29 protein-coding genes are annotated in these 26,076 nt (G+C 27.0%); 17 read left to right on the forward strand and 12 right to left on the reverse strand.

The genetic code is table 11. The features are described 5' to 3' along the window. The first annotated feature begins 99 nt into the window (after positions 1 to 99). Positions 100 to 2,286, forward strand: coding sequence for a methyl-accepting chemotaxis protein (locus tag B0175_RS00210; protein ID WP_108526737.1), 2,187 nt, complete (start codon positions 100 to 102; stop codon positions 2,284 to 2,286). 24 nt (positions 2,287 to 2,310) lie between these two features. Here the strand turns inward: B0175_RS00210 and B0175_RS00215 are convergent, their stop codons facing one another. The 3 genes from B0175_RS00215 to B0175_RS00225 are packed head-to-tail and all read right to left on the reverse strand — an operon-like array spanning position 2,311 to position 4,621. Then, positions 2,311 to 2,664 (reverse strand): hypothetical protein, encoded by a 354-nt coding sequence (locus B0175_RS00215; protein ID WP_108526738.1) that lies wholly within the window; start codon positions 2,662 to 2,664, stop codon positions 2,311 to 2,313. Between the two features lie 52 nt (positions 2,665 to 2,716). Beyond that, positions 2,717 to 3,781 (reverse strand): tRNA pseudouridine(13) synthase TruD, encoded by a 1,065-nt coding sequence (gene truD / locus B0175_RS00220; protein WP_108526739.1) that lies wholly within the window; start codon positions 3,779 to 3,781, stop codon positions 2,717 to 2,719. Positions 3,782 to 3,799: 18 nt separating this feature from the next. Further along, entirely contained in the window at positions 3,800 to 4,621 is an 822-nt protein-coding gene (locus B0175_RS00225; RefSeq protein WP_108526740.1) for a thiamine-phosphate kinase, read from the reverse strand. A 101-nt stretch (positions 4,622 to 4,722) separates the two neighbouring features. Between B0175_RS00225 and B0175_RS00230 the strand changes: the two genes are divergently transcribed. Continuing rightward, positions 4,723 to 5,424, forward strand: a complete 702-nt coding sequence (locus B0175_RS00230; protein ID WP_108526741.1) for a nitrous oxide reductase accessory protein NosL — start codon at positions 4,723 to 4,725, stop codon at positions 5,422 to 5,424. A gap of 41 nt (positions 5,425 to 5,465) precedes the next feature. Here B0175_RS00230 and ppnP read toward each other — a convergent pair whose 3' ends face one another. Beyond that, entirely contained in the window at positions 5,466 to 5,780 is a 315-nt protein-coding gene (ppnP, locus tag B0175_RS00235) for a pyrimidine/purine nucleoside phosphorylase (protein WP_108526742.1), read from the reverse strand. Between the two features lie 116 nt (positions 5,781 to 5,896). Here ppnP and B0175_RS00240 point away from each other — a divergent pair, with 116 nt between their 5' ends. After that, positions 5,897 to 6,151, forward strand: coding sequence for a hypothetical protein (locus B0175_RS00240; protein ID WP_108526743.1), 255 nt, complete (start codon positions 5,897 to 5,899; stop codon positions 6,149 to 6,151). After that, a complete protein-coding gene (recO, locus tag B0175_RS00245) occupies positions 6,151 to 6,768 on the forward strand; it encodes a recombination protein RecO (RefSeq protein WP_108526744.1) in 618 nt (205 codons plus the stop codon). Before B0175_RS00240 ends, recO begins: the two co-directional genes overlap by 1 nt. On the opposite strand, the gene B0175_RS00250 is transcribed toward recO, so the two are convergent. Continuing rightward, positions 6,763 to 7,584: an HDOD domain-containing protein gene (locus B0175_RS00250; RefSeq protein WP_108526745.1), complete on the reverse strand. Its 822-nt coding sequence runs from the start codon at positions 7,582 to 7,584 to the stop codon at positions 6,763 to 6,765. The two genes, recO and B0175_RS00250, sit on opposite strands and share 6 nt — an antisense overlap. Before the next feature lie 9 nt (positions 7,585 to 7,593). Continuing rightward, the gene (ychF, locus tag B0175_RS00255; protein WP_108526746.1) at positions 7,594 to 8,697 is read right to left on the reverse strand and encodes a redox-regulated ATPase YchF; all 1,104 of its coding nucleotides are present in this window, start codon (positions 8,695 to 8,697) and stop codon (positions 7,594 to 7,596) included. Positions 8,698 to 8,891: 194 nt separating this feature from the next. On the opposite strand from ychF, the gene B0175_RS00260 reads away from it, so the two are divergent. Together B0175_RS00260 and kcuS are read left to right on the forward strand one after the other, a co-directional pair. Then, positions 8,892 to 10,991, forward strand: coding sequence for a carbon starvation CstA family protein (locus tag B0175_RS00260; RefSeq protein WP_108526747.1), 2,100 nt, complete (start codon positions 8,892 to 8,894; stop codon positions 10,989 to 10,991). 2 nt (positions 10,992 to 10,993) lie between these two features. After that, the gene (gene kcuS / locus B0175_RS00265) at positions 10,994 to 11,191 is read left to right on the forward strand and encodes a KCU-star family selenoprotein (protein WP_108526748.1); all 198 of its coding nucleotides are present in this window, start codon (positions 10,994 to 10,996) and stop codon (positions 11,189 to 11,191) included. Positions 11,192 to 11,252: 61 nt separating this feature from the next. Here the strand turns inward: kcuS and B0175_RS00270 are convergent, their stop codons facing one another. The 3 genes from B0175_RS00270 to B0175_RS00280 all read right to left on the reverse strand — a co-directional run bounded on the left by B0175_RS00270 (position 11,253) and on the right by B0175_RS00280 (position 15,410). Beyond that, positions 11,253 to 12,563: a PepSY-associated TM helix domain-containing protein gene (locus B0175_RS00270; protein WP_108526749.1), complete on the reverse strand. Its 1,311-nt coding sequence runs from the start codon at positions 12,561 to 12,563 to the stop codon at positions 11,253 to 11,255. Positions 12,564 to 12,573: 10 nt separating this feature from the next. Beyond that, positions 12,574 to 13,239: a DUF4198 domain-containing protein gene (locus B0175_RS00275; protein ID WP_108526750.1), complete on the reverse strand. Its 666-nt coding sequence runs from the start codon at positions 13,237 to 13,239 to the stop codon at positions 12,574 to 12,576. A 152-nt stretch (positions 13,240 to 13,391) separates the two neighbouring features. Further along, positions 13,392 to 15,410, reverse strand: coding sequence for a TonB-dependent receptor domain-containing protein (locus B0175_RS00280; protein WP_108526751.1), 2,019 nt, complete (start codon positions 15,408 to 15,410; stop codon positions 13,392 to 13,394). 256 nt (positions 15,411 to 15,666) lie between these two features. On the opposite strand from B0175_RS00280, the gene B0175_RS00285 reads away from it, so the two are divergent. Further along, positions 15,667 to 16,401 carry a response regulator gene (locus B0175_RS00285; RefSeq protein ID WP_108526752.1) on the forward strand — a complete coding sequence of 245 codons (735 nt, stop codon included), beginning with the start codon at positions 15,667 to 15,669 and terminating at the stop codon, positions 16,399 to 16,401. Next, complete coding sequence (locus tag B0175_RS00290; RefSeq protein ID WP_108526753.1) at positions 16,385 to 18,232, forward strand: histidine kinase dimerization/phosphoacceptor domain -containing protein; 1,848 nt, start codon at positions 16,385 to 16,387, stop codon at positions 18,230 to 18,232. The genes B0175_RS00285 and B0175_RS00290 overlap by 17 nt, the downstream gene beginning before the upstream one ends. Positions 18,233 to 18,262: 30 nt before the next feature. Here B0175_RS00290 and B0175_RS00295 read toward each other — a convergent pair whose 3' ends face one another. From B0175_RS00295 to B0175_RS00305, 3 genes are read right to left on the reverse strand one after another with little or no spacing between them, the layout of a single operon-like run. Continuing rightward, the gene (locus tag B0175_RS00295; protein ID WP_108526754.1) at positions 18,263 to 18,508 is read right to left on the reverse strand and encodes a hypothetical protein; all 246 of its coding nucleotides are present in this window, start codon (positions 18,506 to 18,508) and stop codon (positions 18,263 to 18,265) included. An 18-nt stretch (positions 18,509 to 18,526) separates the two neighbouring features. After that, a complete protein-coding gene (gene fumC, locus B0175_RS00300) occupies positions 18,527 to 19,924 on the reverse strand; it encodes a class II fumarate hydratase (RefSeq protein ID WP_108526755.1) in 1,398 nt (465 codons plus the stop codon). A gap of 22 nt (positions 19,925 to 19,946) precedes the next feature. After that, positions 19,947 to 20,339 carry a hypothetical protein gene (locus B0175_RS00305; RefSeq protein WP_004510786.1) on the reverse strand — a complete coding sequence of 131 codons (393 nt, stop codon included), beginning with the start codon at positions 20,337 to 20,339 and terminating at the stop codon, positions 19,947 to 19,949. A gap of 152 nt (positions 20,340 to 20,491) precedes the next feature. On the opposite strand from B0175_RS00305, the gene B0175_RS00310 reads away from it, so the two are divergent. The 9 genes from B0175_RS00310 to B0175_RS00350 all read left to right on the forward strand — a co-directional run bounded on the left by B0175_RS00310 (position 20,492) and on the right by B0175_RS00350 (position 26,068). After that, positions 20,492 to 20,959 carry a Fur family transcriptional regulator gene (locus tag B0175_RS00310; RefSeq protein WP_108526756.1) on the forward strand — a complete coding sequence of 156 codons (468 nt, stop codon included), beginning with the start codon at positions 20,492 to 20,494 and terminating at the stop codon, positions 20,957 to 20,959. 61 nt (positions 20,960 to 21,020) lie between these two features. After that, on the forward strand, positions 21,021 to 21,335 hold the full coding sequence (locus B0175_RS00315; RefSeq protein WP_014468411.1) for a hypothetical protein: 315 nt from the start codon (positions 21,021 to 21,023) through the stop codon (positions 21,333 to 21,335). Next, complete coding sequence (locus B0175_RS00320) at positions 21,335 to 22,018, forward strand: ferritin-like domain-containing protein (protein WP_108526757.1); 684 nt, start codon at positions 21,335 to 21,337, stop codon at positions 22,016 to 22,018. Before B0175_RS00315 ends, B0175_RS00320 begins: the two co-directional genes overlap by 1 nt. Positions 22,019 to 22,021: 3 nt before the next feature. Continuing rightward, on the forward strand, positions 22,022 to 22,276 hold the full coding sequence (locus B0175_RS00325; RefSeq protein ID WP_108526758.1) for a hypothetical protein: 255 nt from the start codon (positions 22,022 to 22,024) through the stop codon (positions 22,274 to 22,276). After that, positions 22,276 to 22,626: a hypothetical protein gene (locus B0175_RS00330; protein WP_108526759.1), complete on the forward strand. Its 351-nt coding sequence runs from the start codon at positions 22,276 to 22,278 to the stop codon at positions 22,624 to 22,626. The genes B0175_RS00325 and B0175_RS00330 overlap by 1 nt, the downstream gene beginning before the upstream one ends. A 1-nt stretch (position 22,627) precedes the next feature. After that, entirely contained in the window at positions 22,628 to 22,990 is a 363-nt protein-coding gene (locus B0175_RS00335) for a YtxH domain-containing protein (protein WP_108526760.1), read from the forward strand. Between the two features lies 1 nt (position 22,991). After that, positions 22,992 to 25,103: a heavy metal translocating P-type ATPase gene (locus tag B0175_RS00340; protein WP_108526761.1), complete on the forward strand. Its 2,112-nt coding sequence runs from the start codon at positions 22,992 to 22,994 to the stop codon at positions 25,101 to 25,103. A gap of 186 nt (positions 25,104 to 25,289) precedes the next feature. Beyond that, the gene (locus tag B0175_RS00345) at positions 25,290 to 25,520 is read left to right on the forward strand and encodes a hypothetical protein (RefSeq protein WP_108526762.1); all 231 of its coding nucleotides are present in this window, start codon (positions 25,290 to 25,292) and stop codon (positions 25,518 to 25,520) included. 68 nt (positions 25,521 to 25,588) lie between these two features. Continuing rightward, positions 25,589 to 26,068, forward strand: a complete 480-nt coding sequence (locus B0175_RS00350) for an ankyrin repeat domain-containing protein (RefSeq protein ID WP_108526763.1) — start codon at positions 25,589 to 25,591, stop codon at positions 26,066 to 26,068. The last annotated feature ends 8 nt before the right edge of the window (positions 26,069 to 26,076 follow it).

A 26,076-nucleotide genomic window follows, 5' to 3' on the forward strand; every position in this document is an offset into this window, starting at 1 on the left:
TTTTTCTCTTTGTAAAAATTATAATTTTTATTTAAAATTAATATTTAATAAATAAACTTCATTATATAATAAATACACTTAAATAAAAAGGCTTATACGATGTTTGAAATTATAACTAAAAAGATTAGTAATAAAATCATAGTTGCTCTATTTGCATTGATGTTCATTAGCAGTTCCACTATTGTATATATAACTACATCTAAAGTTACCAAAGATTCTATTGCAAATGCTAAAGAAAATTTAGGGATGCTAAATGCCTCTATGTTTCAAACACTAAGAAATACTATGAATACAGGAGATCCAGCTTTAATTGCTAAGGCTGAAGAAGAAGCTAGACAAATAAAAGGTGTAAAAAATCTAACTGTTGCGAAAAGTCAAGCTTTACTTGAACTATATCCTTCAAATACTCAATTTACTACAGACAAAGAGATTTTAAAAACTTTTGAGACAAAACAGCCAGCGATTATTCAAACTGATGATAAAAATGGTCATGCTTTAAGAATGATTAAACCTATGATTGCATCAAGTGAATGTTTAATGTGTCATGCAAATCAAAATGAAGGTGATGTTATTGGAGTTATGGATTTAACTTTCTCTTTAGATGAAGTAGATGTTTCTATTGGTCGTCTAGTAACTGATATTTCAATAATATCATTAATCTTAGGTTTAATCACTATTGGTCTTATTTTTATAATTGTTAGAAAAGCAACAAATCCTATAGATGATTTAAAAGATGGTTTTTCAAATCTTTTAAATTCAAATGATTCTAATATTAATTTAAACATTAAATCAAATGACGAGATTGGTGATGTTGCAAAACTGTTTAATGCCTATATGGATAAAGTAAGAGATGGTTTAAAACAAGATGAAAAAGTTATTGAAGAAGTTAGCAATGTTATTGAAAAAACATCTAATGGATTCTTCGTTTATAATGTTAATGCAAAGGCTTCAAATCCTCATGTAGAAGACTTAAAAAATAAATTAAATATTATGATAACTACCATAAAAGAGACTTTAGATAAAATAAATGAAACACTAAGACACTATTCTGAATCAAAATATGATTTTATTATGAATGATAGTATTCATGGAAATTTAGGTTCTTTAGTATCTGGTATAAAATTGGTTGGTAATAATACTTCTGAAATTTTAGCTATGATTATGAATGCAGGAAATGCATTAAACCAAAATAGTCAAACTTTAACTGAAGCTTCAAAAAATTTATCTCTTTCATCAAACGAACAGTCTGCATCTTTAGTTGAAACTGCAGCTGCTATTGAAGAGATAACTGCTACAATTCACAATAATACAACTGCTACAGTTGAAATGTCAAAACTTGCACAGAATCTTATTGATTCTGCAAAAAATGGACAAGTTCTAGCAAATCAAACAGCATTATCAATGGATGAAATAAATAAAGAAGTAAGTTCAATAAATGATGCTATTGAAGTAATTGATCAAATTGCATTCCAAACAAATATTCTTTCTCTAAATGCTGCTGTTGAAGCAGCAACTGCAGGTGAAGCAGGAAAAGGATTTGCAGTTGTTGCAGCAGAAGTAAGAAACCTTGCTAATAGAAGTGCAGAAGCTGCTAAACAAATAAAAGATATAGTTGAAAATGCAACAAATAAAGCTAAAGAAGGTAAAAAGATTTCTGATAATATGATTCAAGGATATACTGAATTAAGTGATAATATAGCTACTACTCTTGAAACAATTGATGATGTTTCAAATTCATCAAAAGAGCAAGAAAAAGGTATTGTTCAAATTGGTGATGCAATTACATTATTAGATCAAGTAATACATAGAAATACTGAAATTGCAAAACAAATTTCAACAATTACATCAAATATCAGTTCAATGTCAAATTCGCTTATCACTGTAGCATCAAGAGCATCATTTTTACAAGATTCACTTGACAAAGTTTGTGATATTGATTTAGTTTATGATACAGCTTTATTAAAAGTAGATTTATTAAATACAAAAGATGGAATTTATGGAAAACTTGGAAATTATAATAATTTTAGAGTTGAGAAAAACCAAAATTTAAAAAATTGGTTGAGTAACGTTTCTACATCTAATGATAAAATAAATCCTGAATTTATAGAAGAGTTAAACAATTTAGATGAAAGTTTCCATAAAACACTTCAAGAATTGGTTGAAGTAAATTCAAATAAAAATAAAAATGAACTTTTAAATAATAAAGCTAAACAAGTTGAAGATAAATTGGCTGAAATATTTGAGAACCTAAACAATCTAAAGAAATATCACTGCAAAGATAAATAATCAATAAAAGAAGATTTTCTTCTTTTATTGTTGCATTTGTTTGATTAAAGTTTCCAACTCTTCATCAGACAAAGTATCTTCTGTTTTTTCTATCATTTTCGCACTTGGTGCTAAATTATATTGACTTTTATCAATATCGTTTTTTTCACACACATAATTTACTACTCTTTCAATTTTTTGTCTATGTAAATCTTGATGTTGCAGTAAACCATAAATATTTGAAATCAAATTAGTCATTTTTTCTTTTTTATATAAAGGGATTTCTAATTCATCAATCATACTTCCTATATCTTCAGTATTACTGAAAATTTGTTCTGCATCATTTTCAGACTCTTTTATCACTTCACAAAGTTGTGTTATCAACTCTTCATATTTCATTTTTTCCCTTTATGTGTAATTTAAAAAGTCTAACTTATTTTAACTTAATAAATTAATGAATTATTTCTGCAATTACCTCAGTTGCATAAGAACCTTTTGGAAGGTAAAATTGTAATTCCATCCAATTTTTATCCTCTTTATAGTTGCTTTCTAATTCTTCAGGAAAAATCCAAGCAAATCTTCTTGCTCCATCTTCGCCTACTTTTTCTTCATACTCTTTTTCAATTTCGTATGCTAAACCTTCAGAATTTTTAACTCTTTTCCCACATAAAAGTCCAGTTGGGACTCTATCTCTTTCAAAAAATTTATCTGATTCAGTTTCTAAATCTTCAATTGTAAAGATTTTTCCAAAAGGATAATGAGATAATAAATCACCAGTGATTAGTTTAAAAGGGTGTTTTTGTTTTTTCATTCTTTTTACTACATCTAAAGGAAGATTCAATTTCTCATAGATCTCTTTTGGTTCAAAAGCATCAACCAATTTTGATATTTCTATTCTTTTTGAAAGCCAAGAATTAAATAAAAAACTTTGATAAGCATTTATATACATTTGCTTTAAATTTCTTCTTTTTTCAATTAGTTTTCCATCAATAATATCTTTTCCTTTTTTATAATTATCACCCTCTATTCCAAATCTTTGAAAACCAAAATAGTTTGGAATACCTAAAGTTGCGATTTGCCCTAAAGCTTCTTCTATTTTTCTTTTTTCAACAAGCCCTACTCTTTTAAGTCTAATAAAAAATTTATTCCCTTTTAGATGCCCTATTTTTATCTTATTATTATGATAAGTTGTTTCAAGGATTTTTATATTTTCATGTTGAAAATTTTGCAATTTTTCTTCAAATTTTCTATGAATTGAAATAGATTGAATTGTCATTGCATTTTTATCTTTAAGTCCTGCATATCCAAACTCTCTTGTACTACACTCTAAATATCTTGCTAAGATTTCAATAGCATCCCAAGTAGCTAAATCTTTTTTTCTAAGTTTTAAAATAAGATGTTCACCTTCACCTGAAAATTCATAAAGTGGTATTTCTGTAACCACAAAATCATCTTTACTTTGTTTAAATACCACATCAATTTTAGAGTGATTTAAATATCTTTGTAACTGTTCCAAATAATTATCCTTTGCATTTTAAAAATGGTGATTTTTACAATCTGTTTTATATTTACCTTTTACGGCTTTTGCAAAAAGATTTAATTTTACTTTATATTTTTTTGCAATTTTTTTGATTTTATCTAAATTTTTTTCATTAAATGAAAAAAGTATTTCATACTCTTCTCCTGAAGTTCCTATCTTTTCATCAATCTCATGAAAAAATTCAAATCCAATACTACTAGCTTTTGATAATCTTTCAAGTTCAAAAAATAGTCCATCTGAAATATCTAAAGAAGCTGTAACATAAGAAGAAATTTCATAAAAAAATTCTGGATTTAAAATAGGCTTTATAAATTTTGATTTTTTTGAAATTTTTTCATTTTGAAAAAGTTTTTCTAAATCTTCTTTTGTACTTCCTAATTCCCCTGTATAACAAAGAATATCACCTTTTTTTATTCCATTTCTAAATATTGGATTTTGTGTTTTTGAAATAATTGTAACTGAAATATCAAGCTTTTCATTTGCTATTGTATCACCACCAATTATCTCTATATCAAACTCATTTGCAGCTTTTTTAAAACCTCTTGCTAATTCTTTTAAATCATCTTCACTATATGATTTAGGAATTGCAACACTTAAAAGTGCATATTTAGGTTTTGCATTCATTACAATTGCATCTGAGATATTAACAATCATTGATTTATAAGCAATTTGCTTTAAACTCATCCACTCTTTTTTGAAATGCACATTTTCAAAAAAAGCATCCATCGAGTAAACAAATCCATCAATAAATGCACCATCATCACCAATAAATTTATTATTTGAAAATTGTTTTATAAAATACTCTTCTTTATTCATGCTTGCGATTGTATCCAAATATTATATAAAGATACTCTTTTATTTAACAAAAAATTAACACCTTTTATATATAATTTAGCATTTTAAAACAAAGGAAATTTATGAAAAAAAGTATACTTTTCATGTTTGTTGCTTCATTATTTACAAGCTTAAATGCACATGATATGATGTCTCATTCTACTCATATGGAAGAGACTTCTAAAAAGATTGATGTTAAACAAACTTTAGTTGCAAAAAAAGGTAAAAAGATATTTGAAGAAATGTGTGATAAAAATCAAATTAAAGATTTTAATTCACAAGATGAAGCAAAAGATTTTTTAACAAAAAATTCTATTTGTAAGAATTTAGATGAAGATAAAATAGAAGCTGTAACTCTTTATTTATCAAATCCAATTTTAGCAAATGACAAATCTCAAATTATTGATGTTCCAAAAGATGCTAAATGTCCAGTTTGTGGAATGTATGTTTCAAAATATCCAAAATGGGTAGCAAAAATTTCGGCAAAAGATGAAAACTCTTACTACTTTGATGGGGTAAAAGATATGTTAAAATTTTATTTTAATCCATCAAAATATAGTAAAAATGAAGTTACTATAAATGAAATAACTGTAACAGATTATTATTCTCTTGAATCAATCAATGCAAAAAATGCTTATTTTGTAACAGATTCTAATGTTTATGGTCCGATGGGAAAAGAAATCATTCCTTTTAAAGATGAAAATCAAGCTAAAAAATTTATGCAAGACCACTCTGGAAAAAAAGTTTTAAAATTTGAAGAATTAGATAAAACTATCATAGAATAATTTACATTACAATGCGATTCTTTCGCATTGTTAGTAAAAAATTAATTTTTAATAAAAGAACAACAATAATCAGTTAAATTATGTACTCTAAGTTTAAATTTTGAATTTCCTGGAATTTCAAAAGAAGCAGGAGCATCATATTTTTTCCACTCTTGTGCTGGTAATAGAACTTCTAAAGAACCTACTTGAATATCAATAATCTCTTTATTTACTGTATTTAATTCATACTCACCTGGAAGCATAATTCCTAAAGTTTTTTTAGAACCATCTTCAAATGTGATTGATCTACTTGTAATATTTCCTCCATAAAGAATGTTTGCTGCTTTTGCAATAGAAACACCTTTGAACTGTGCCATATATTCTCCTTAATATCCAATATGTTGTATTTTATCACAAATATTATACTAAATAATTGAAGCAAAAGGGTAACTCTTTTTTGTTATAATTACTAAATTTAAAAAAAGGTGTAAAAATGAGCATTCAAAAAGAGTTAGAAAAGTTAATAAAAGATGAAGTTCTTATAGAAATAGAAGATTATATTGATGATTTATTTGAAGTAATCGCTTCAAAAAAAGATGATGAGAATGTGAAAGAAGAATTAAAACATATGCAAGAAATGAAAAAAGATTTTGAGAATATGTTAGAAGATTTAAAAAATAATGAAATTGACGATGAAGAGTGTCAAGAAATAATAGAAGAAATACAAGAGATGCTAAAAGAAGATTAATGCAAGGTTATGTAATAGATATAAAACCTGTAAAAGACGATGATTTAATAGTAACTATTTTAACAGAAAATGAACTTCTAACAACTTATCGATTTTATGGTGCTAGACACTCAAATATAAATATTGGATATAAAATTGATTTTGAATTAGAAAAAACAAAATCAAGTATTGCAAGACTAAAAGATGTTTTGCAATTAGGTTTTCCTTGGATACTTGATAATGAAAAAATGTATTGCTGGCAAAGATACATAAAACTATTTTATCCTCATTTAAAAGATTTAGAACAAGTTGATAGTTTCTACTTCTATTCTTTAGATAATTTAGTTCATGTTATTTCAAAACAGAATGTATTGAGAGCAATTTGTGAATCTTATATATCTTTGATAGAGTTTGAAGGAAGATTACACAATGATTTTGAGTGTTTATTATGTGAATTACCAATAGATAATGAAGTTTCTTTAATTCGTGGATTTATTCCTGTTCACTCAAAATGTATCTTAAAATCAAGAGTTTTTGAAATTTCTAAAGTTAAAGAGTTATTTGAAGAAAAAAAAAGCATCAACCTAAATGATAATGAAGTAGAATACTTATGGAATATTCTACTTCAAGGCTTATAATATATTTTCCATTCTATCTTTTAATGTTTCAATAGCATTTTTTAAGTTATTTATATCAAGATTATATTTAGTAGCTTTTTCTATTGCTTTTTTAATATTTTCATCACTTAAAGGATTTGTTATATAAGCTGCTGTTTTTATAACTTCCAAAATTTGTGTTTGCTTTTTATATTCAGCATTTACATTTTGAATACTATCAACATTTTCAATCATATTCACTAATTTATCACTTAATTTCCAATGTTTAAATATTTGTGCGGTAATTTGTGAAGTTGTAACTCCTAAAAGATCTTTTTCAACATCTTCAATTAACTCGCCAGCATCTATTTTTACTCTAAATGTTTCAGATAAATTTTCTTGTTTAATATAATCAGCTAAAATAAATTTTCCAGTTTCTTGTAATAAAGCAGGTAATACTATTTCTTCTTTCAGATTTGAATCAACTTTTGAAAGCCATAAATTTGCTAAAATTGAAGCAGTATTTGAAGCTTTCATAAAATCATTTACATTTATACCATAAGGTTCTAAATCCGATTTTAATAAATTTTGTACAGTTCCTGCTATCGCAATAGAAATTGTGAAATTAATTCCAAGTAAACTCACAGCACGAGCTGGTGTTTCAACTCTTGATCTAAACCCAAACATTGCTGAATTTGATATTTTCAATAAAGTAGAAACAATCAAAGCATCTTTTTCAATGATTTTTAATAAATCAACTATTTCTTTATTTGGTTTTTTTCTAAATTCTTCAACTTCTATTATCGTTTTTGGTAATGGAGGTAAAGAATCTATTTTATTTAGAATACTTGAAAACAATTTTAATTCCTATACATTAAATCTAAAGTGCATTACATCACCATCTTGAACAACGTAATCTTTTCCTTCAAGTCTTAATTTACCTGATTCTTTACATTTTGTTTCACCACCAAAAGTTATATAATCTTCATAAGATATAACTTCAGCTTTGATAAATCCTTTTTCAAAATCATTATGAATAACTGCTGCTGCTTGTGGAGCTTTTGTATTTTTTCTAATAGTCCAAGCACGAACTTCTACTTTTCCAGCTGTAAAATATGATTGTAAACCTAATTTATCAAATGCTTTATGAATAATTTGCTCTAAACCTGATTCTTTTACACCTAAATCAGATAAAAATTCACTAGCTTCTTCATCTGAAAGCCCAACAAGTTCTTCTTCTATTTTTGCACAAAGTATAATCACATCAGCATTTACATTTGATGCATGCTCTTTTACCATATCAACATATTTATTTCCACCATCTGCTAATGAATCTTCATCAACATTTGCTCCATAAATTACATCTTTATTTGATAAAAATCTCAACTCTTTATCTAAAGCTTTAAATGCTTCATCTTCAAGTTTTTCAAATGTTTTAACAGGTTGTAATTCACCAATATGAGAATATAACTCTTCTGCAATTACAAGTTGAGAAGCAGCTTCTTTACTACCTTTTGCTTGTTTTTTAAGTCTATCAATTTTCTTTTCTAATTGAGAAATATCAGCATAAATAAGTTCTGTTTCAATAATTTCAATATCTCTTAAAGGATTTACATCACCTTCAACGTGAGTTATGTTTCCATCTTCAAAACATCTTACCATATGTAAGATAACTTCAACTTCTCTAATATTTGATAAAAATTGATTTCCTAATCCTTCACCTTTTGAAGCTCCTCTTACAAGTCCTGCAATATCAACAAAATCAATAGTTGAATGTTGAATTTTATTTGGATTTACAATTTTTGCTAACTCATCAAGTCTCTTATCAGGTACTGGAACAACTGCTTTATTTGGTTCAATAGTACAGAAAGGATAATTTTGAGCCTCTGCATTTTGTGCTTTTGTTAAAGCATTAAAAGTTGTTGATTTACCAACATTTGGAAGTCCTACTATTCCTACACCTAATCCCATATTTATCCTTTTAGCTACTTTAATTTTGGCTGATTATAGCTAAAATTGACAAAAAAAAAGATAAATTTATATTTAATTTATTTTTGTTACTTTTTGTACTCTCATATTCGATTTTCTGCCTTTTTGATTAAATTTTTTTATAATAATGTGTTATACTAAATTGTGATTTTAAAATTAATAAAAAAGGTTAAGTTATGAACAAAATTCTATGGTTTTTTGTTGCTTTACTTGGAGCTGTTTGCTTTGGGTATTTAGCACTACAAAACGGTGAAACTGTTTCAGCTATGTACTTAGTTGTTGCAGCAGTTTGTATCTATATGATTGGATATAGATTTTATGGTAGATTTATTGCCTATAAAGTTTTAGAACTTGATAAAAACAGAGCAACTCCTGCTGTAGTTCAAGATGATGGAAGGGACTTTGTACCTACAAATAAATCTGTTTTATTTGGTCATCACTTTGCTGCTATTGCTGGTGCTGGTCCACTTGTAGGTCCTATTTTAGCAGCTCAAATGGGATATTTACCTTCTATGTTATGGATACTAGTTGGTGGAGTATTTGCAGGAGCTGTTCATGACTTCGTTGTTTTATTTATTTCAACAAGAAGAAATGGAAGATCTTTAGGTGAAATGATAAAAGATGAATTAGGAACATTCACTGGTGGTGTTGCAATGATTGCAATATTTGGTATTATGCTTATTATTATTGCTATTTTAGCAATGGTTGTTGTGAAAGCACTTGCTGAATCACCTTGGGGATTATTTACTATTGCTATGACTATACCTATTGCTATTTTCATGGGAATTTATATGAGATATTTAAGACCAGGAAAAGTTGGAGAAGCTTCAGTTATAGGATTTGTTCTTTTAATTTTAGCAATTCACTACGGAAGTGTTATTGCAGCTGATCCAGTATGGGCAGCTAGATTTACTTTTGATGCTCCAACTTTAGCAATTATTATGATGGCTTATGGATTTATAGCTGCTGTTTTACCTGTATGGTTTTTATTAGCGCCTAGAGATTATCTTTCAACATTCTTAAAAATCGGTGTTATCGTACTTATGGCTATTGCAATTGTTATTGTTGCACCTGAAATTCAAATGCCAAAAACAAACTCTCAATATTTTGATGGTACTGGTCCAGTATTTGCTGGTGCATTATTCCCATTCTTATTTATAACAATTGCTTGTGGAGCTATTAGTGGATTCCATGCTTTAATTTCAAGTGGAACAACTCCAAAAATGCTTGAAAATGAAACTCATGCTCTTCCTGTTGGTTATGGATCAATGCTTATGGAAAGTGCTGTTGCAATTATGGCTTTAATTTGTGCAACTATTTTACATCCAGGTCTTTACTTTGCTGTAAACTCATCAGCTGCATTTATTGGAACTGATATAACACAAGTTGCAACTACAATTTCAAGCTGGGGATTTACAGTTAGTCCTGAAGAAATTATTTCATTAACAACAAATATTGGTGAACAAACAATTTTATCAAGAACAGGTGGAGCTCCAACATTTGCTATTGGAGTTGCATTAGTTTTACATGAGATTTTTGGTGGAGTTGATATGATGGCATTTTGGTATCACTTTGCTATTTTATTTGAAGCTTTATTTATTTTAACTGCAGTTGATGCTGGAACAAGAGCTTGTAGATTTATGGTACAAGATATTTTAGGAAATATTTATAAACCATTAGGAAATATTCATAACTATCCAGCAGGAATACTTGCAACTGCATTAAGTGTTGCAGGATGGGGATATTTCTTATATCAAGGTGCAATCGATCCTAAAGGTGGAATTTATTCACTTTGGCCATTATTTGGAGTAAGTAACCAAATGCTTGCAGGTATGGCTTTACTTTTAGCAACTGCAATTTTAGTAAAAATGGGGAAAGCAAAATATACTTGGGTTACAGTAGTTCCTGCTGTTTTTGTTTTAACTGCTACAATGTATGGTGGAATCCAAAAAGTATTACCATTCAAAGAGGGTGATAGAGTACACAATGCAGTAAGTCACGTTGCAGTTGCACAAATTCAATCTAAAAAAATCCAAGATCTTGAAGCTACACTTTCAACTATGACTGATCAAGCAGAAATTGAAAAAACACAAAAAGCAATCTCAGCAGCAAGTAAAATCAAGTTTTCTAATATAGTAAATGCAATTTTATGTGTATTCTTTATGATTACTACACTTTTTGTTATCATTGCAACTATTGGTATTTGTTTTGGGAAAATAAAAATTCCTCTAAAAGAATCTCCATATGTAAAACTTGATAGTCTTCAAAAGGCTTAAAAGTGTTTGATAAAATAAAAACTTTTTATGAAAAATCCGAAAGGTTTTTTCATCCCCTTGTGGGACTTTCAAGCTATGATAAGTATCTAGAACATATGAAAAGAGTTCATCCTGACAAAGAAGTTTTGAGTCGAGGTGAATTTTTCAAAGAATGTATAGAAAAAAAATATAATAGCGGTGGAATTAATAAGTGTTGTTAGATTTTACTAACTTATAAAAAAAGGAAGAAGTTTTACAGCTTCTTCCTTTTTTAATTTAAGATTATATCTTTTGCTTTTGAGTTTTTGAATTTTTCTTTTTATGTCTGTTTATATACAACATATATCCAGTAACCGTAAACAATATCATAAGTAAACAAGAAATAAACATCAAAGTTTGTCCTATAATACCAAAATATTCTCCAGAATGAAGAGGTAATATACTTTTAAGTAATTGTTCATTTAATCCTAGATTTTCAAATCTATCATGTTTTATCATCTTTTCAGTATTTATATCTACTTCTAAACTATTTGTTTCTCTAAAATGAGTTGCATTTGCATCTAAATAATTAAATTTATATACTGTACCTTTTTGAGGGAAAGTAACACTTGCATTTGAATAAGCTCTTTGCACAAAATTATTAAATAATAAAACAGCTTTTTCATGATTCTCAAAATTTGGTTTAGGTATTTCTCTTACTTGATTATCAGAGTTTTGTCCTCTATCCCATTGAGTTTTTTGTTCATTATTTACCCTATCAGGTCTTTGCCCTTTTTGAGTTTGAACTTCATCTTCATCATTTTCATTTGTAGCTTTTTCAGGTCTATTATTTTGAGATTTTTCACCTTGCATTTTTTGCATATTTTGTTGATTTGGTTGTTGCTGATTTCTAACAGGTTTTTCAACACCTGCTATCTTATATAACATCGTATTATACCAATCATAAGACCAATAAAGTCCAGTTAAAGAAGCTAATAAATAAAAGATTAATACCCACATACCAACTGCACTATGCATAGTTGATAAAAATGCTCTTCCATTATGCTTAAAACTAAAAGTAAAACTTTTGAAAAATGATCTTTTTACTCTTGGCCAATAAATAATTAATCCTGTGATAGATAAAATTATTAAACAGATAGTTGAGATAGCAACAACTTGCTTTCCAATAGCTCTTAAATCACCTTCTAAAGCAAACCATCTATGAAACATTCTTATAAAAGTAAAAAACTCATTTCCTTTTACATCAGGTAGTATCTCACCATCATAAGGATTTACATAATATCTTTTTCCACCTCTTGCATTTTTATCTTTAGATTCAACACTAATAATAGAAGAAGATTCTACATCACTTGAAAATGTTATACCACTTATTTTTGCTTCAGGGAATTTTGTTTGAAAATTATTTAATAATTCTGTTGTTGATAATCTTGCTTTATTTTCAGGTACTGTTATATAAAAACTATCTTGATTTATAAATTTTGTTATCTCTTTTTGAAAAGATAAAATAGCCCCACTTACTCCAATAAGTAACAGGAAAACTCCTGCTACAACTCCTAAAATCCAGTGGATTTTAAACCATAATTTTTTATGCATTTGCTACCTTTTATTTTTTAGTTTCCCAAGTTAGACCTTGACTATTTTCAATAGTATAAGTCATAACATGAGATGTTTTATCATAGGCTTTTCCATCAACTTCACCTTTTGCTTCATCTTCAAATTTTGCTTGAATTAAATATGAACCTTTCCAAGGTGTAGAAATAGTAAACTCCCCATTGTCATCTGTCATAAAAGTTTTTTCCCATCCAGTTGGAGAAACAACTTTGATTTCTGATTTTTTCACTACTTGATTGTTATATACCAATTTAAAAGTATTACTATTTTTTTCAACTGGTACTATATCAAATGTTGTTATAGCCTCAGTAGTTGTTCTACCTGCTTTTATATATGCTATTCTTTTCGTAGTTATACCTGTGTCTCTATTTTTTCTAGGTTCACCTTCTTGAACTACTACTATATCACTTTTTTTAGAAAGAGTATAAGTAATATTATCATTATTTCTTTTAGTCTCTTTTACTAAATCTTTTGGATAAGTAACACCTTCTTTTATTCTCTCAAATTTTTCACCGCTTTCTTTTTGATTGTCAGCAAAATGTCCAAAAAATAACTGTGCTTCATTTTTTTTATCATCCAATTTTAACCAAATTTCATGAGCATTTGCTCCTAAAACTACTACTGATGATAACATCATCATATATACTAATTTTTTCAAGATAAACTCCTTTTTTTATAAAATAAATAAGATTTTAACATACCAATTTTAATGGTTTTTTAACAAATTGAGAATTGTTATTAAAAGATTATTCATAAAAAAAGATAAGTAGAAATTCTACTTATCTTTTCAAACTTTTTTTAATTATTCTTTTAGAATTTCAAATTCATAGCAACGCTATATCTTCTACCATCTAAAATATAATCGTATCCATCGTCAGTTGTAACCTCTTTATTTTGTAGATTATAAACACCTGCTGTAAATTGTAAATTTTTGTCATATTTATAAACTGCACCTAAATCAACAAAAGTATAAGAAGGGTTTTTATCATCAGAATCTGTACTTGTTCCTCCTGTTTTACCTCTATAATTTGCTTGTGTCCACAACAATAATTTAGAAGTTGCATCCCAATCTAATCCAGCATTAAACATGTGTTTTGAAATATCATTTAAAGGATTCCCTTTATTTGCTCCTGATTTTTGCTCACTATCAGTATATGTATAAGAGTGTCTATATTTTAAATTTTCTAAGATATAGTAATCTGTTGTAAGTTCAATACCTTTAATTTCTGCTTCATCAATATTTATAACATTTTTCCAACCATTTGAATTATGTGGCAAATTTGGATTATCTATATAAAATTGACTTCCTGCTGTTTCACTTCCCTCAAGTTTAGATGAACTACTTATTTTATCTTTAAACTCTGTTTGAAAAGCAACTAAACTTCCTGCCAAACCAATATCAGGATTATCATAAGCAAATCCAACTTCATAATTTATACTTTTTTCTGGTTTTATATCAGGATTACCAATCGTACCACCACCTCGAGAAGTTGAACCAAAATCAAGAGCACCTTGTCTTAGAGTGGGAGCCTTATATCCAGTTGTAACTCCACCTTTTAAATTTAAATTATCTGTTAAACTATAAACAGCATAAGCTTTAGGACTAAACTCTCCACCAAAATCTTCATTATCATCATATCTTCCACTTAAAGTTAAAGCCAAATCATCAATTACATTCCAAGTATCTTCAGCAAATAAAGCATATTGATATCTTTCTAATGTTGAAATATCACCACCTGACAAACCATTAGTAGCACCATCTTCAAGTTTTTCTTTTTTATAATTTGCTCCTAATGTTAAAGAATTTGTATCAAAAAAATATGTACCTTGAGAGTTAGCAGTAACAGTTTGATTTTCTATACCATAACCTTTACTTCCTACTCTTGAAGGGTTTTTGTCTTTTTCATATTGTAAATATGAATCAATTAAAAATTTACTCTCTTTAAATTGATGTGTCAAATTATAATTATATTTTTCTAATTTAGAAGTTGAGCCTTCTGTAGTATCTGATATACTTTTTCCAGGAGTTGTTGTTCTTTCTTGAATTCTATAATCATAACCTGCTTTAATAACATTATTCTCATCAGGAGTAAAAATTAATTTTCCACCTAAATTTTTTCTATCAAACTCTGGATCACTTCCCGATTTTGTTGATCCACCACCATTAAAATTACTTTCATCTTGATTTAAGAATGCACCTGTTAATTGTAAAGATAAAAGTTTATCAATAAGTGGTGCATTAATAAATATATTTGTGTTTGTACTATCATCGTTTACTTTGTTAGAAGAATCTGCTTTAATATACTCCACATTTATACTTGCTGTTGCCTTATCAGAATGTTTTTTTGTGATAATGTTAATAACTCCACCCATAGCATCAGAACCATATAAAGATGATGCAGGTCCTCTTATAACTTCAATTCTTTCAATAGCTTCTAATGGTGGTAAGAAATTAATTGGTGCTCCTCCATAACTACCGTTAGGACTAAAAGCGTCATTTCCTTGCATAGGTCTACCATCTATTAGATATAAAGTATATGAAGAACTCATCCCTCTAATCATTACAGATTGATTACTACCTCCTCCAGTAACATAAACACCTGGCACATTCTTAAGTGCATCTGTGATATCCACATATGATTTCTTTTCAATTTCTTCTGCTGTTATAACAGAAATAGTTGCTGCTGCATCTGCAATATTTTGTTCATATCCTGAAGCAGTTGTTACCACTTTTACATCATCTAAAGTTGTAGTTTCATTTGCACTTAAACAATGTGCCCCTGTAACTAATAATACAGCAAGAGATTTTGCAATTTTTATTTTTTTCATTTTAATCCTTGTTATTTTAAAATTTTATTTTATCCATACATAAAATTACGTCTTTATTAAAAATTACCTAATAGTTATTTTAATAATGAATGTTAGAATTATATTTTTCTAAAATGACAACATAATGATATTATGATAATCACTATTAAATAATTAATAAAAAATAAACAATTCATTAATACATTATAAAAAAATTAAAGTAATTTTAGCTAAAATACTGATAATAATTATTATATCTATATTATAGGGGGAAATCTTGTCAAGTAATCTATTTTCAAAAAAACATTTTGATATATTGATTGTTGAAGATGAGCCGATATTGGCTATGGCTATGGAAGTAAGATTAAAAAGACTTGGGTTTGGTATAGCTGGAATAGCTACAACACCTGACAATGCGATTTTACATACAAATAACCATCATCCAGATCTTGCAATCATTGATATAAATTTAAATGCTTCAAAAAATGGCATTGATGTAGCTAGTTATATGTGGAAAAATTTTAATATACCTATTATATTTTTAACTTCATATTACAATGATAAAATTTTAAGTCAAGCTATGGAGGCTGAACCTTATGCGTATTTGATAAAACCTTGTAAAAATGAAGAATTAAAAGTCGCAATTAATACAGTTTTACATAAACATCAATTCTTTTTTAAAAATAAAAATTTAATAAAAACTACTAAAAATAAATTTATTCAAATTGATGAAAATATAAAATTTGATTTAATAAATTTAGAACTTTATGTTAATGAAGAGATTATAAAACTTACAAAAACAGAAAAAAAACTTTTTGAAATACTTGCATCTCAAAATGGCAAAATAGTAAGCTTTGACGCAATTTTTAACTATATTTGGAGAGAAGACGTATATGATTTATCAAAATTGCGTTCTTTAATATATAGAGTTAAAACAAAACTAAATTTCAATCCTTTTGAAAACTTATATGAAGAGGGTTATAGGATAAGAATTTTTGAAAAAACTAACTAAACTTTTTAATTCTTATTCATTTTTAACAAAAATCATTTGTTCTTTGATTTTATTTAGTATATTTTTTATTTTTATTAAAGTTGCATTGACTAGCATAAAAATAGAAAATAGAAAACTAAATGATGAAATTAAATATATAACAAAATCTTTACTTTTAACAAAAGAAGAAATCAAAATAATAGGTAAATCTTTGAGAATGCAAGGAGAACTTGAAGTAGATTTAACAAAAAAAAATATTGAAAATGAAATAAAAAATATTGATTTAAAAGCAGATAAACAAACTTCTAAAGAGCATATAATTGATATCTTACAAAAGAGTATTATCCCAAATTATTGTTCTTACAAAATATCAAATGATATAAAATATATAAAAGAAAATGATTATTTTGAAAAAAATGATATTAATATATTGGAAAATTGGCAAACTGTTAAAATAGGAGATATAAATAAAGCTTTTTACCAAAAAGATTATTTTTTCTATAATTATTTATTAAAAGATTTAAATCTTTTAGTTGAAATTGGTTGTAATAAATCATTTTTAAATCTAAATCATATGGGATTTGAAATGAGTTTAAAAGAACATTTAAAACCTACTTTATTGATGGATTCTAGTTTAGATAGTACAAAAATGGCTGTTTTTTGGATAAATCCAAAAATTATGGAAGATTTAGATTCAGTTCTTTTTGAAGAAAATAAAGAGACTAGAAAAACTAAATACACTATTAGTATGTTGTCAAATGTAGAAAATATTCCAACAGGAAATTTAACTTTAAAAGAAATTTTAAAACAAAAAAATATAAATGAACCTATAATTCATAAAATAAATGAAAAAGAAGTTTTAACTTGGATAATAGATTTAAGTTCAAATAACAACTCAAGAGAACTATTGCTTGCATATAGTATTGATAAAAAACAATTAGAAGAAAAAAATCATTTACAAATACTTTTTTTACTTCCAGAAACACTTTTAGCTATTGGTATTAGCTTTTTATTAATATTATTTTTCTTTAGAAGAATCATAAATAATATAAATACTTTGACTAAAACAGCAATTAAAGTAAATAATGGCGAAAAAAACATCAGAAGTAATGTAAAAGGCGATGATGCGATAGGAATACTTGGTAAATCTTTTGATTGTATGCTTGATAATTTCGAAAATAATATTAAAATTTTGGATGAAAAAGTTATAGAAAGAACAAAAGAAATCACAAAATCTTTGGAAGAAAAAGAAATTTTACTTAAAGAAATTCATCATAGAGTGAAAAATAATCTTGCATTAACAATTAGCTTAATTGAACTACAAGAGGAAGAGATAGAAGATAAAAAAACCAAAAAAGTTTTAGTTGATATTACAGAACGAATCTACACTATGGAACTTTTACATAGAAAACTTTATGAATCTACAAATTTAAACAAAATTCCTTTTGATTCTTATGTTATGGATTTAATAGAAACTATCTCAAAATCTTACGATAAAGAAAAAAATGTGAGAATAAAAGCTTCAATAGAAAATATTGATTTAAATATTGAAACAGCTATGCCTTATGGAATTATTTTAAATGAACTTATAACAAACTCATTTAAATATGCATTTAAAAAGCAAAATGAACCAAAACTTGAAATAACTATTTCAAAACAAAATAATGATGAAATATTACTTATTTTAAAAGACAATGGAGAAGGTTTATCTAAAGACTTTTCTAAACTAAGTAATGAAACGCTAGGGTTAAGGCTTATAAATATGATAGTAAGTTTTCAACTTATGGGAAAAATAACTTATGAATTTGATAATGGTGCTAAGTTTACTATTTTGGGTAAGATTAAAGAATAAAAAAGAGAGTAACTTCTCTCTTTTTTTAAATTAAGAACTCTCTTTTGCATTTTTTAGAAGATTTACATACCAATCATCATTGATATCTTCTGTTTCTAAATCAGCTAGAATTATCTCTAACTCATCATCTTTCATATTTAACTCTTCTATTTTATCATCAGGAATAAAAAGAACTTCTGTACAATAGTCAAACAATTGTTCTTCGCTTTCTACATTTTCCATTCCCCAACCAGATTCAAATTCATCAATTATAAAATATTTTTCAAACTCTTTCATTAGTTAACTGTACCTTTTTTATAAACTAGGTTTTATCATATTTTCTGGTTTTACATAAGAGTCAAACTCTTTTTCACTTAAAATACCAAGACTTATAGCTTCTTGTTTAAGTGTTGTTCCATTTTTATGTGCTGTTTTTGCTATAAGTGCAGCTTTTTCATATCCAATATATGGATTAAGTGCAGTTACAAGCATAAGCGAATCATTCAAGTATTTATTAATATTTGTCATATTTGGTTCTATTCCAACTGCACAATTATCGTTAAATGCTAACATTGTATCACTTAAAAGTCTTATTGATTGTAAAAGATTTAATGCAATTACAGGTTTAAATACATTTAATTCAAAGTTTCCTTGTGATGCAGCTATACTTATAGTTGAATGATTTCCCATAACTTGAACAGCAACCATTGTCATAGCTTCACTTTGAGTTGGGTTTACTTTTCCTGGCATTATTGAACTTCCTGGTTCATTTTCTGGAATATTAAGTTCACCTATTCCACATCTTGGACCTGATGAAAGCCATCTAATATCATTTGCTATTTTCATAAGATTTGAAGCAAGTGCATTTAATGCTCCACTTAAGAATACTTCTCCATCATGAGCTGTTAAAGCATGAAATTTATTTGGATGAGATTTAAAAGCATATTTTGTTTTTGTTAAATCATTTAAAGCATCACAAACCATTGGTGAAAAATCTGGATGAGAATTAAGTCCAGTTCCAACAGCAGTTCCTCCAATAGCAAGTTCAACAATATATTTCATGGCATCATCAACTTGTGCTAAAGCTTTATTTAACATATCAACATATCCAGAAATTTCTTGTCCTAATGTAAGAGGTGTTGCATCTTGAAGATGAGTTCTTCCTATCTTTACAATATTTTCAAACTCTTTTGCTTTTTTTTCTAAAGTAGTTTTTAAAATATTTATTGCAGGAATTAATCTTTTTTGTACATCAAGAACAAAAGCAACTCTCATTGCAGTTGGATAAGTATCATTTGAACTTTGTCCTTTATTTACATCATCATTTGGATGAATAAGTTTTTTTGTTCTAAAATCTTCTCCTAAAATTTCTGTTGCTCTTGAAGATATAACTTCATTTACATTCATATTTGATTGAGTTCCAGAACCTGTTTGCCAAACAACTAAAGGAAATTCACCATCAAGTTTTTTTTCAATGATTTCATCACAAGCTTGGCTAATAACTCTTGTTTTTTCATCATCAAGTCTTTTTAACTTATTATTTACAATTGCACAAGCTTTTTTCAAATATGCAAAACCTTCGATAACTTCTTTTGGCATTTTTTCATCACCAATTGGAAAATTTTCAACACTTCTTTCTGTTTGTGCTTGCCAGTATCTATCTTTAGGTACTTTGATTTCACCCATCGTATCTTTTTCTATTCTGTAATCCATACTTTTCCTTTTTTTGATTTAACTATAAACGAATATTTTTTTGTAAATAAGAAATCATATCTTTATTTACTAAATTTAGTGCATTTTTATCAATTTTTTCATTTTGGCTAAATTTATTTAGTCTATTTAGATAATCTTCAATTTTATTTTCTAAATTTCTATCATTCACCAAAAGGATGATTTTTGCACATGTTCTTTTTATCTCTTTAATTTGTGTTTGAAAATTCTCTAAATCAACCACTATTATTTCTTCTGTTAATTTTGAGAAAAGTTCTAATTTTGTACTTCTTAACCATTTATTTTGTTCAAATTTATTATTAATTTTTGTAGAAACGAAAGTATCCACCAATTTAGTAGCAACTGCACCAACTAAAGCACTTTTTGCAACTGATGTTAAAACTGTAATATTTAGCATAAAAAATCCTTTATAAAATTTTTTTGTCATTATTAGATATAAAAAATTAATTTACTCTTAAAGTGATAATTAAAATCACTACTTTATTAAGAATAATAATGCTAGAATGAAATTTATTGTATAATTTATTTCAAATTAAAAGGTTTTATGAAGTGGAAAACAATCAAGAAATGGCATTTAACATCTTTTTAGATAGTTTTAAAAAAAACGTCTCAAAAGTTGGATTTAAAAATACAATTCAAAAAGATTATATTTTAAAAACTCTATATCTTTCAGAAAAACATTTAACTGCTGAAGATATTTTGCTTGAAATAAAAGAAAAATATAATATGAGTGTTGGAATGGCTACTATTTATAATGCTATAAAATTTTTTCATGAAATGCACCTTGTAAATCTACTAAATATTGGTGATGGAACTATTCGATATGAATTCAATCACGAAATTCATCACGATCATTTAATTTGTACAAACTGCAGTTCAATTATTGAATTTACAGATGAAATTATAGAAGAACAACAAAATATAATTGCTAAAACATATGACTTTTATTTGAAAGAACATATAATGATACTTTATGGAATTTGTGAAAAATGCCAAAAAGTTGATAGTAATTCTTAATTTATAATAAGTTAAATTTAATATTAGAAAAGAAAAAATACGATTTAGAGAAAGGATTATTGTGATACAAACAGAAGATATTATAAAAATTGCTAGTTTTTTTTCTATTATTGCACATACTCCTGGAAGATTAAGAGTAAGAGTTAATCCAAAAATTACTCAAACTTCTGGAAATATAACTTTGAGCGATATAGAAGATTTACCAAATAAAATAGATGGAATAGAAAATATTAAAATAAATAAAATTATTGCATCTGTTACTATTCATTATAACCCAGATATTTTCCAACCAAAACTTTGGGAAGATTTGGTTAAAAATGAAAATATTGAAGAGTTATCAATTTTAATAAATAAACTTGCAAAGGAGGTTATTTGATGAATGAAAATCTTGATGAACAACTTTTAATTAGTGCAAGAGTTGATATAAATAGTCCTATTCCAATTAGAACACAAATTTTAAGAATAGCTGTTTATGATGAATTTAAAGCATATGAAACTTATTCAAAAATTATTGAAAAGTTTGGTTTAGTTCAACCTTTTGTAAATATAAAAGAGGCTGAAGCTATTCATTATTCTGCACTTATTCAATTAATGCAAAAATACAATATTGAAGTTCCTTTTAATAATTGGGCAACTAAAGTAGAAATACCAAATACTTTAATTGAGTGTTGCGAAATGGGAGTTGCAGCAGAGATAAATAATATTGCTATGTACAATAATCTATTATCTTATGCAACTGATACAGACGTAAGAGATGTTATATTTAGACTTCAAGCAGCTTCTTATAATAATCATTTACCAGCATTTAGAAATTGTGTTTTAACTCATTACAATACTAGTGTAAACAATGGTGATTTTTCTCAAACAAATATAATGGAAAAATTAGGAGAATATCAAGTAATACTTGATGATATTATGTCTGGAAATATTGATGAAAGTTCTATTTCACAAATTTTTTCAAAACTAAATATGTCTATGGTTAGTGGAGCAGCTTTTGGTGGTGCAATAATTGCACTTTTAAATAACTATATTTCAAAACAAAATCAAGAAGAGGAGTAAATTATGGCTTTACCATTTCTATTAGGATTGGCTTTAGGTGCTGGTGCTGTTGTAGCTTATAACAAAAGTGATAAATTAAAAGATAAAACTTCAAAAATACTTGAAAAAACAAAAGATGGTCTTGAAGAGGTAAAAGAAAAAATTAATTCTACAAAAGAGACTATCAAAGAAAAATTTGAAAAAAAAGAAGAAAAAGCTGAACAAACAAAGACAAAAAGAAAATATGTAAGAAAACCAAAAGCTAAGGAAACAAAATAATGAAAGATTTAACAATCAACACAGGAACACCTAGAAATGTTTTAGGACATGTAATAAGTGGAGCAATTGCAAGTGCTGTTGTAAGTAGTGCAATTAACTATAAAAAAGTTCAAAGCAAACAAATTTCAAGAAATGATGCGATAAAAGATACAGTAAAAAGAACTTCTCAAGGTGCTATTGCAACTGGAAGTGCTATTGCAACTGCAAATTATATTGGTCAAAATAGTTGGCTTAAAGCAATGACTGCTCTTAGTATTGGAGCTGCTGGAATTTATGCACTAGAAGTAATAGAAGAAAAAATTGAACAAAAATATTTAACAAATCAAAATATAGAAATTGAAGGAGAATAAAATGGCTACAAATCAAAACCAAAATCAATATGATTTAAACATAGATAATACAAGAAATCAAAATGGACAAACAGGAATAAATATAAATCAAAATCCTTATTTAAATCAAAATGTTAACCAAACTACACAACAAACAGTACCAACAAATAATACAACAACACAAAATGGATTTTTCAATGGTGATTTTGTAAAAGGTGCATTAATAGGTGCAGCAGTTACATATTTACTTACTAATAAAAATGCTCAAGAAACAATTTTTAAAGTTTTTGGAAAAGGAAGTGAACTTTTCTCTGCAGGAATGGAAGAGTTAAAAGAAAGATACGAAGACGCAAAAGCACAAATACAAGCACAACAAGAACAGTAAAATGAAAAATAAATTTGAAAAAGTACACCAAACTCCTTCAAGAGTTCGTTATAAATTTGCTTTATTAAAAGAGAAATTTATTGATGAAGATATTTTAAAAAACTATTTTCTTAAAATAGATGGTGTACAAAGTGTTAGAATAAATAAAAAAGCTTTTAGTATTATTTTTGAATTAGATAAAGATATTACAAATTCTTTAGAAAAAATTCTAAACTCTTTATCTGTTGAAGAATTATTAAAATCTTGTGAAAATGAAATGGCAAGTGTTTGCGTATCTTGTGTAAGTAGTGATGAACCATCTATGAATAGTACTATTAGAGCAACTAGTGCATTAGTAGCTGAAAGATTTATTACAAATGATACTTTAAAGGCTGGTGTTACAACAGTAGCTTCTATTCCTTTATTAATTGAAGGTTCAAAAGAGTTATTAAATGAAGGATTAACTTCAAAAGTTTTAGAAAGTGCAGCCGTTGCAATTTCAATATATAGAAAAGACTATTTAGCAGCAAATTCAACAAATGCAATGATTGAGCTTGGTGAATATATAGAAGAAACAACTGTACATAAAAGTGATGATTTATTAAAAGAGTTATCAAAACCAAACGTTGAAGAAGCTTGGGTAGAGAAAAAAATTGATGGCAAAATAACTGAAATTTTAGTAAAAAGTGAAGATATCAAAGTTGGCGATATTGTTGTAGTTGGTGTTGGAAATACAATAGCTGTTGATGGTCATATAGTTGAAGGAAGTGGTAGCGTAAATCAAGTTTCTATGACAGGAGAAGCACAACCAGTTGTTAAATACAGAGGAGATAGAGTAATCTCTGGAACTATTGTTGAAGAAGGAAGATTTAGAATTTGGGCTGAACATGTTGGAGCAAATACAGCAACTCAAAGAATAAAACACTACATAGAAAACTCTTTAAATGAAAAATCATCAGTTCAACTAAAAGCAAATCGTCTTGCTGATAAACTTGTTCCGGTAACATTGGGACTTGCTGGAGTTTCATATATTTTTACAAAAGATTTTGAAAGAGTAGCTTCAATATTGCAAGCTGATTATTCTTGTGCCTTAAAACTTGCAACTCCAGTTGCTTTTAAGTCAACTATTTCAAAAGCTGGTCATAATGGAATTATGATAAAAGGTGCAAAATCTATTGAAGCTTTAAGTAGCGCTGATACTTTTGTATTTGATAAAACTGGAACTTTAACTGGTGGAGAGCTTGAAGTAATAAGTGTAGAATCATATAATCCCAAATGGACGGAAGATGAAATACTAAATCTTACTGCTTCAACAGAAGAACACTATTTTCATCCAGTAGCGGAAGCTGTTGTAAAAGCAGCAAAACAAAGAGGCTTTGTACATATGCATCATGAAGAAGTTGAATTTATAGTTGCACATGGAGTAAAAACTGAAGTTAATGGGAAATCTGTAATTATTGGAAGTCGTCATTTTTTAGAAGATGATGAAAAAATTGATTTTAGTGAACATAAAGCTAATATTGAGAACTCATTAAAAGATGGAAAAACTTTACTTTATGTTGGTTATGATGGAAAATTATTAGGAACTATTGGACTTTCTGATGAGTTAAGATCTAATGCTAAAGAATCTATTTCAAGACTAAAAAAACTTGGTGTAAAAGAGATAATTATGCTAACTGGTGATACAAAAGAAAAAGCACATAGAATTGCAAAAGAGTTAGGAATAGACGAAGTAAGAGCAGAACTTTTACCTCAAGACAAAGCAAGCATAGTAAAAGAATTTATGCTTAAAGGTAAAAAAGTTGCATTTGTAGGAGATGGAATAAATGATGCTCCTGCTTTAATTTCAGCTCATGTTGGTATTTCTATGAGTAGAGGTGCAGATATAGCAAAAGCAACTGCTGATATTAGTTTATTAAAAGATGATATAGCAGCAGTTGTTGAAGCAAAAGAGTATGCAAATAAAACAATGAATTTGATAAATAACAATTTCAATGCAACAGTTGGTATAAACTCTGCTATTTTAGCAGGAGCAACATTTGGAGTGTTTTCTCCAATAGTTACAGCAGTACTTCACAATGGTACAACAATTGGTTTATTGTTAAATTCAATAAAAGGTGTAAATATTAAATAAAAATTCCAATAATAGTTATCAGTTCTATTTAAGTTTTTCTTGATAGAATTTCGATAATTATTATCAAAGGAATTATTATGCCAATATTATTACCAATTGCAACTGCTTTAACAGCAATTTTAACAATTAAAACAGTAAATAAAACTATAAAAACAGTAGAAAGAAGAAAAAAAAGGAACCAAAGATATGAAATTTGATTTAGAAATGCAAAAAGAAGTTGCTAAAATAGGAATGACTGCAACGCTAGGTGCAACAGTTGTAACTTCTATGTTTATGAAAAATAGTCTTGCTAAAAAAACTCATATTGTTGCTGGTGTTGCATTATGTGGTTTTGCTTTATGGCATCATATGCTTTATCAACCTAAAACATCTAAAAAATTTAAAAAATCAAAAGAAGAAAATCTACAATTAAATTAATGTTTTTAAATTCATTTTAAGTTTCTTTATATTACGATACTAATTATCATTAATATAAAGGATTTAAAATGTCTAATAACTTTCTCTTAGACAAAAATATAAACAAACAGATTGTTTCAAATATATTTTCATCATTAATTACAGGTGAAAAATGGGTTATGTTGATTGAAATGTTTAGATTAAAAATTTTAGACATAAATGCTAGAGATTGTAAAGGAAGAAATGCTTTATATTGGGCAATTTTAAAAAATAAAACAGATGTAATCAAAGAATTAATAGAATTAGATATAAGTACAGAAGTATCTCCAAACTTCTTAGCAATGAATTTTGCAGTTTATAATGACAATATAAAAGTTATGAAATGTTTAAAGAATTGTGGTTTGAATATCAATGTAATTGATGATATTAATTCTACTCCATTAATTTATGCAATTTTATATAACAAACAAAATAGTATAAAGTATTTAATTGAAAATGGTGCAAACTTAGAACACGAAGATTTTTTGGGGAATAGCCCATCAAATTTATTAAAAAGTTTAAATAAATAGATATCTAA

It is taken from the genome of Arcobacter lacus, assembly GCF_003063295.1.
GTDB classification, from domain to species: Bacteria; Campylobacterota; Campylobacteria; order Campylobacterales; family Arcobacteraceae; genus Aliarcobacter; species Aliarcobacter lacus.

Excerpts from the sequence above, each read along its gene's own strand:
- B0175_RS00295 (WP_108526754.1), bottom strand. The coding sequence starts at position 18,508 with ATGAAAGAGTTTGAAAAATATTTTATAATTGATGAATTTGAATCTGGT.
- B0175_RS00305 (WP_004510786.1), bottom strand. The coding sequence starts at position 20,339 with ATGCTAAATATTACAGTTTTAACATCAGTTGCAAAAAGTGCTTTAGTT.
- B0175_RS00280 (WP_108526751.1), bottom strand. The coding sequence starts at position 15,410 with ATGAAAAAAATAAAAATTGCAAAATCTCTTGCTGTATTATTAGTTACA.
- B0175_RS00210 (WP_108526737.1), top strand. The coding sequence starts at position 100 with ATGTTTGAAATTATAACTAAAAAGATTAGTAATAAAATCATAGTTGCT.
- recO (WP_108526744.1), top strand. The coding sequence starts at position 6,151 with ATGCAAGGTTATGTAATAGATATAAAACCTGTAAAAGACGATGATTTA.
- B0175_RS00335 (WP_108526760.1), top strand. The coding sequence starts at position 22,628 with ATGGCTACAAATCAAAACCAAAATCAATATGATTTAAACATAGATAAT.
- ychF (WP_108526746.1), bottom strand. The coding sequence starts at position 8,697 with ATGGGATTAGGTGTAGGAATAGTAGGACTTCCAAATGTTGGTAAATCA.
- B0175_RS00270 (WP_108526749.1), bottom strand. The coding sequence starts at position 12,563 with ATGCATAAAAAATTATGGTTTAAAATCCACTGGATTTTAGGAGTTGTA.
- B0175_RS00325 (WP_108526758.1), top strand. The coding sequence starts at position 22,022 with ATGGCTTTACCATTTCTATTAGGATTGGCTTTAGGTGCTGGTGCTGTT.
- B0175_RS00340 (WP_108526761.1), top strand. The coding sequence starts at position 22,992 with ATGAAAAATAAATTTGAAAAAGTACACCAAACTCCTTCAAGAGTTCGT.
- B0175_RS00225 (WP_108526740.1), bottom strand. The coding sequence starts at position 4,621 with ATGAATAAAGAAGAGTATTTTATAAAACAATTTTCAAATAATAAATTT.
- B0175_RS00260 (WP_108526747.1), top strand. The coding sequence starts at position 8,892 with ATGAACAAAATTCTATGGTTTTTTGTTGCTTTACTTGGAGCTGTTTGC.
- B0175_RS00230 (WP_108526741.1), top strand. The coding sequence starts at position 4,723 with ATGAAAAAAAGTATACTTTTCATGTTTGTTGCTTCATTATTTACAAGC.
- B0175_RS00320 (WP_108526757.1), top strand. The coding sequence starts at position 21,335 with ATGAATGAAAATCTTGATGAACAACTTTTAATTAGTGCAAGAGTTGAT.
- fumC (WP_108526755.1), bottom strand. The coding sequence starts at position 19,924 with ATGGATTACAGAATAGAAAAAGATACGATGGGTGAAATCAAAGTACCT.
- B0175_RS00345 (WP_108526762.1), top strand. The coding sequence starts at position 25,290 with ATGAAATTTGATTTAGAAATGCAAAAAGAAGTTGCTAAAATAGGAATG.
- B0175_RS00240 (WP_108526743.1), top strand. The coding sequence starts at position 5,897 with ATGAGCATTCAAAAAGAGTTAGAAAAGTTAATAAAAGATGAAGTTCTT.
- B0175_RS00215 (WP_108526738.1), bottom strand. The coding sequence starts at position 2,664 with ATGAAATATGAAGAGTTGATAACACAACTTTGTGAAGTGATAAAAGAG.
- B0175_RS00350 (WP_108526763.1), top strand. The coding sequence starts at position 25,589 with ATGTCTAATAACTTTCTCTTAGACAAAAATATAAACAAACAGATTGTT.
- B0175_RS00330 (WP_108526759.1), top strand. The coding sequence starts at position 22,276 with ATGAAAGATTTAACAATCAACACAGGAACACCTAGAAATGTTTTAGGA.
- ppnP (WP_108526742.1), bottom strand. The coding sequence starts at position 5,780 with ATGGCACAGTTCAAAGGTGTTTCTATTGCAAAAGCAGCAAACATTCTT.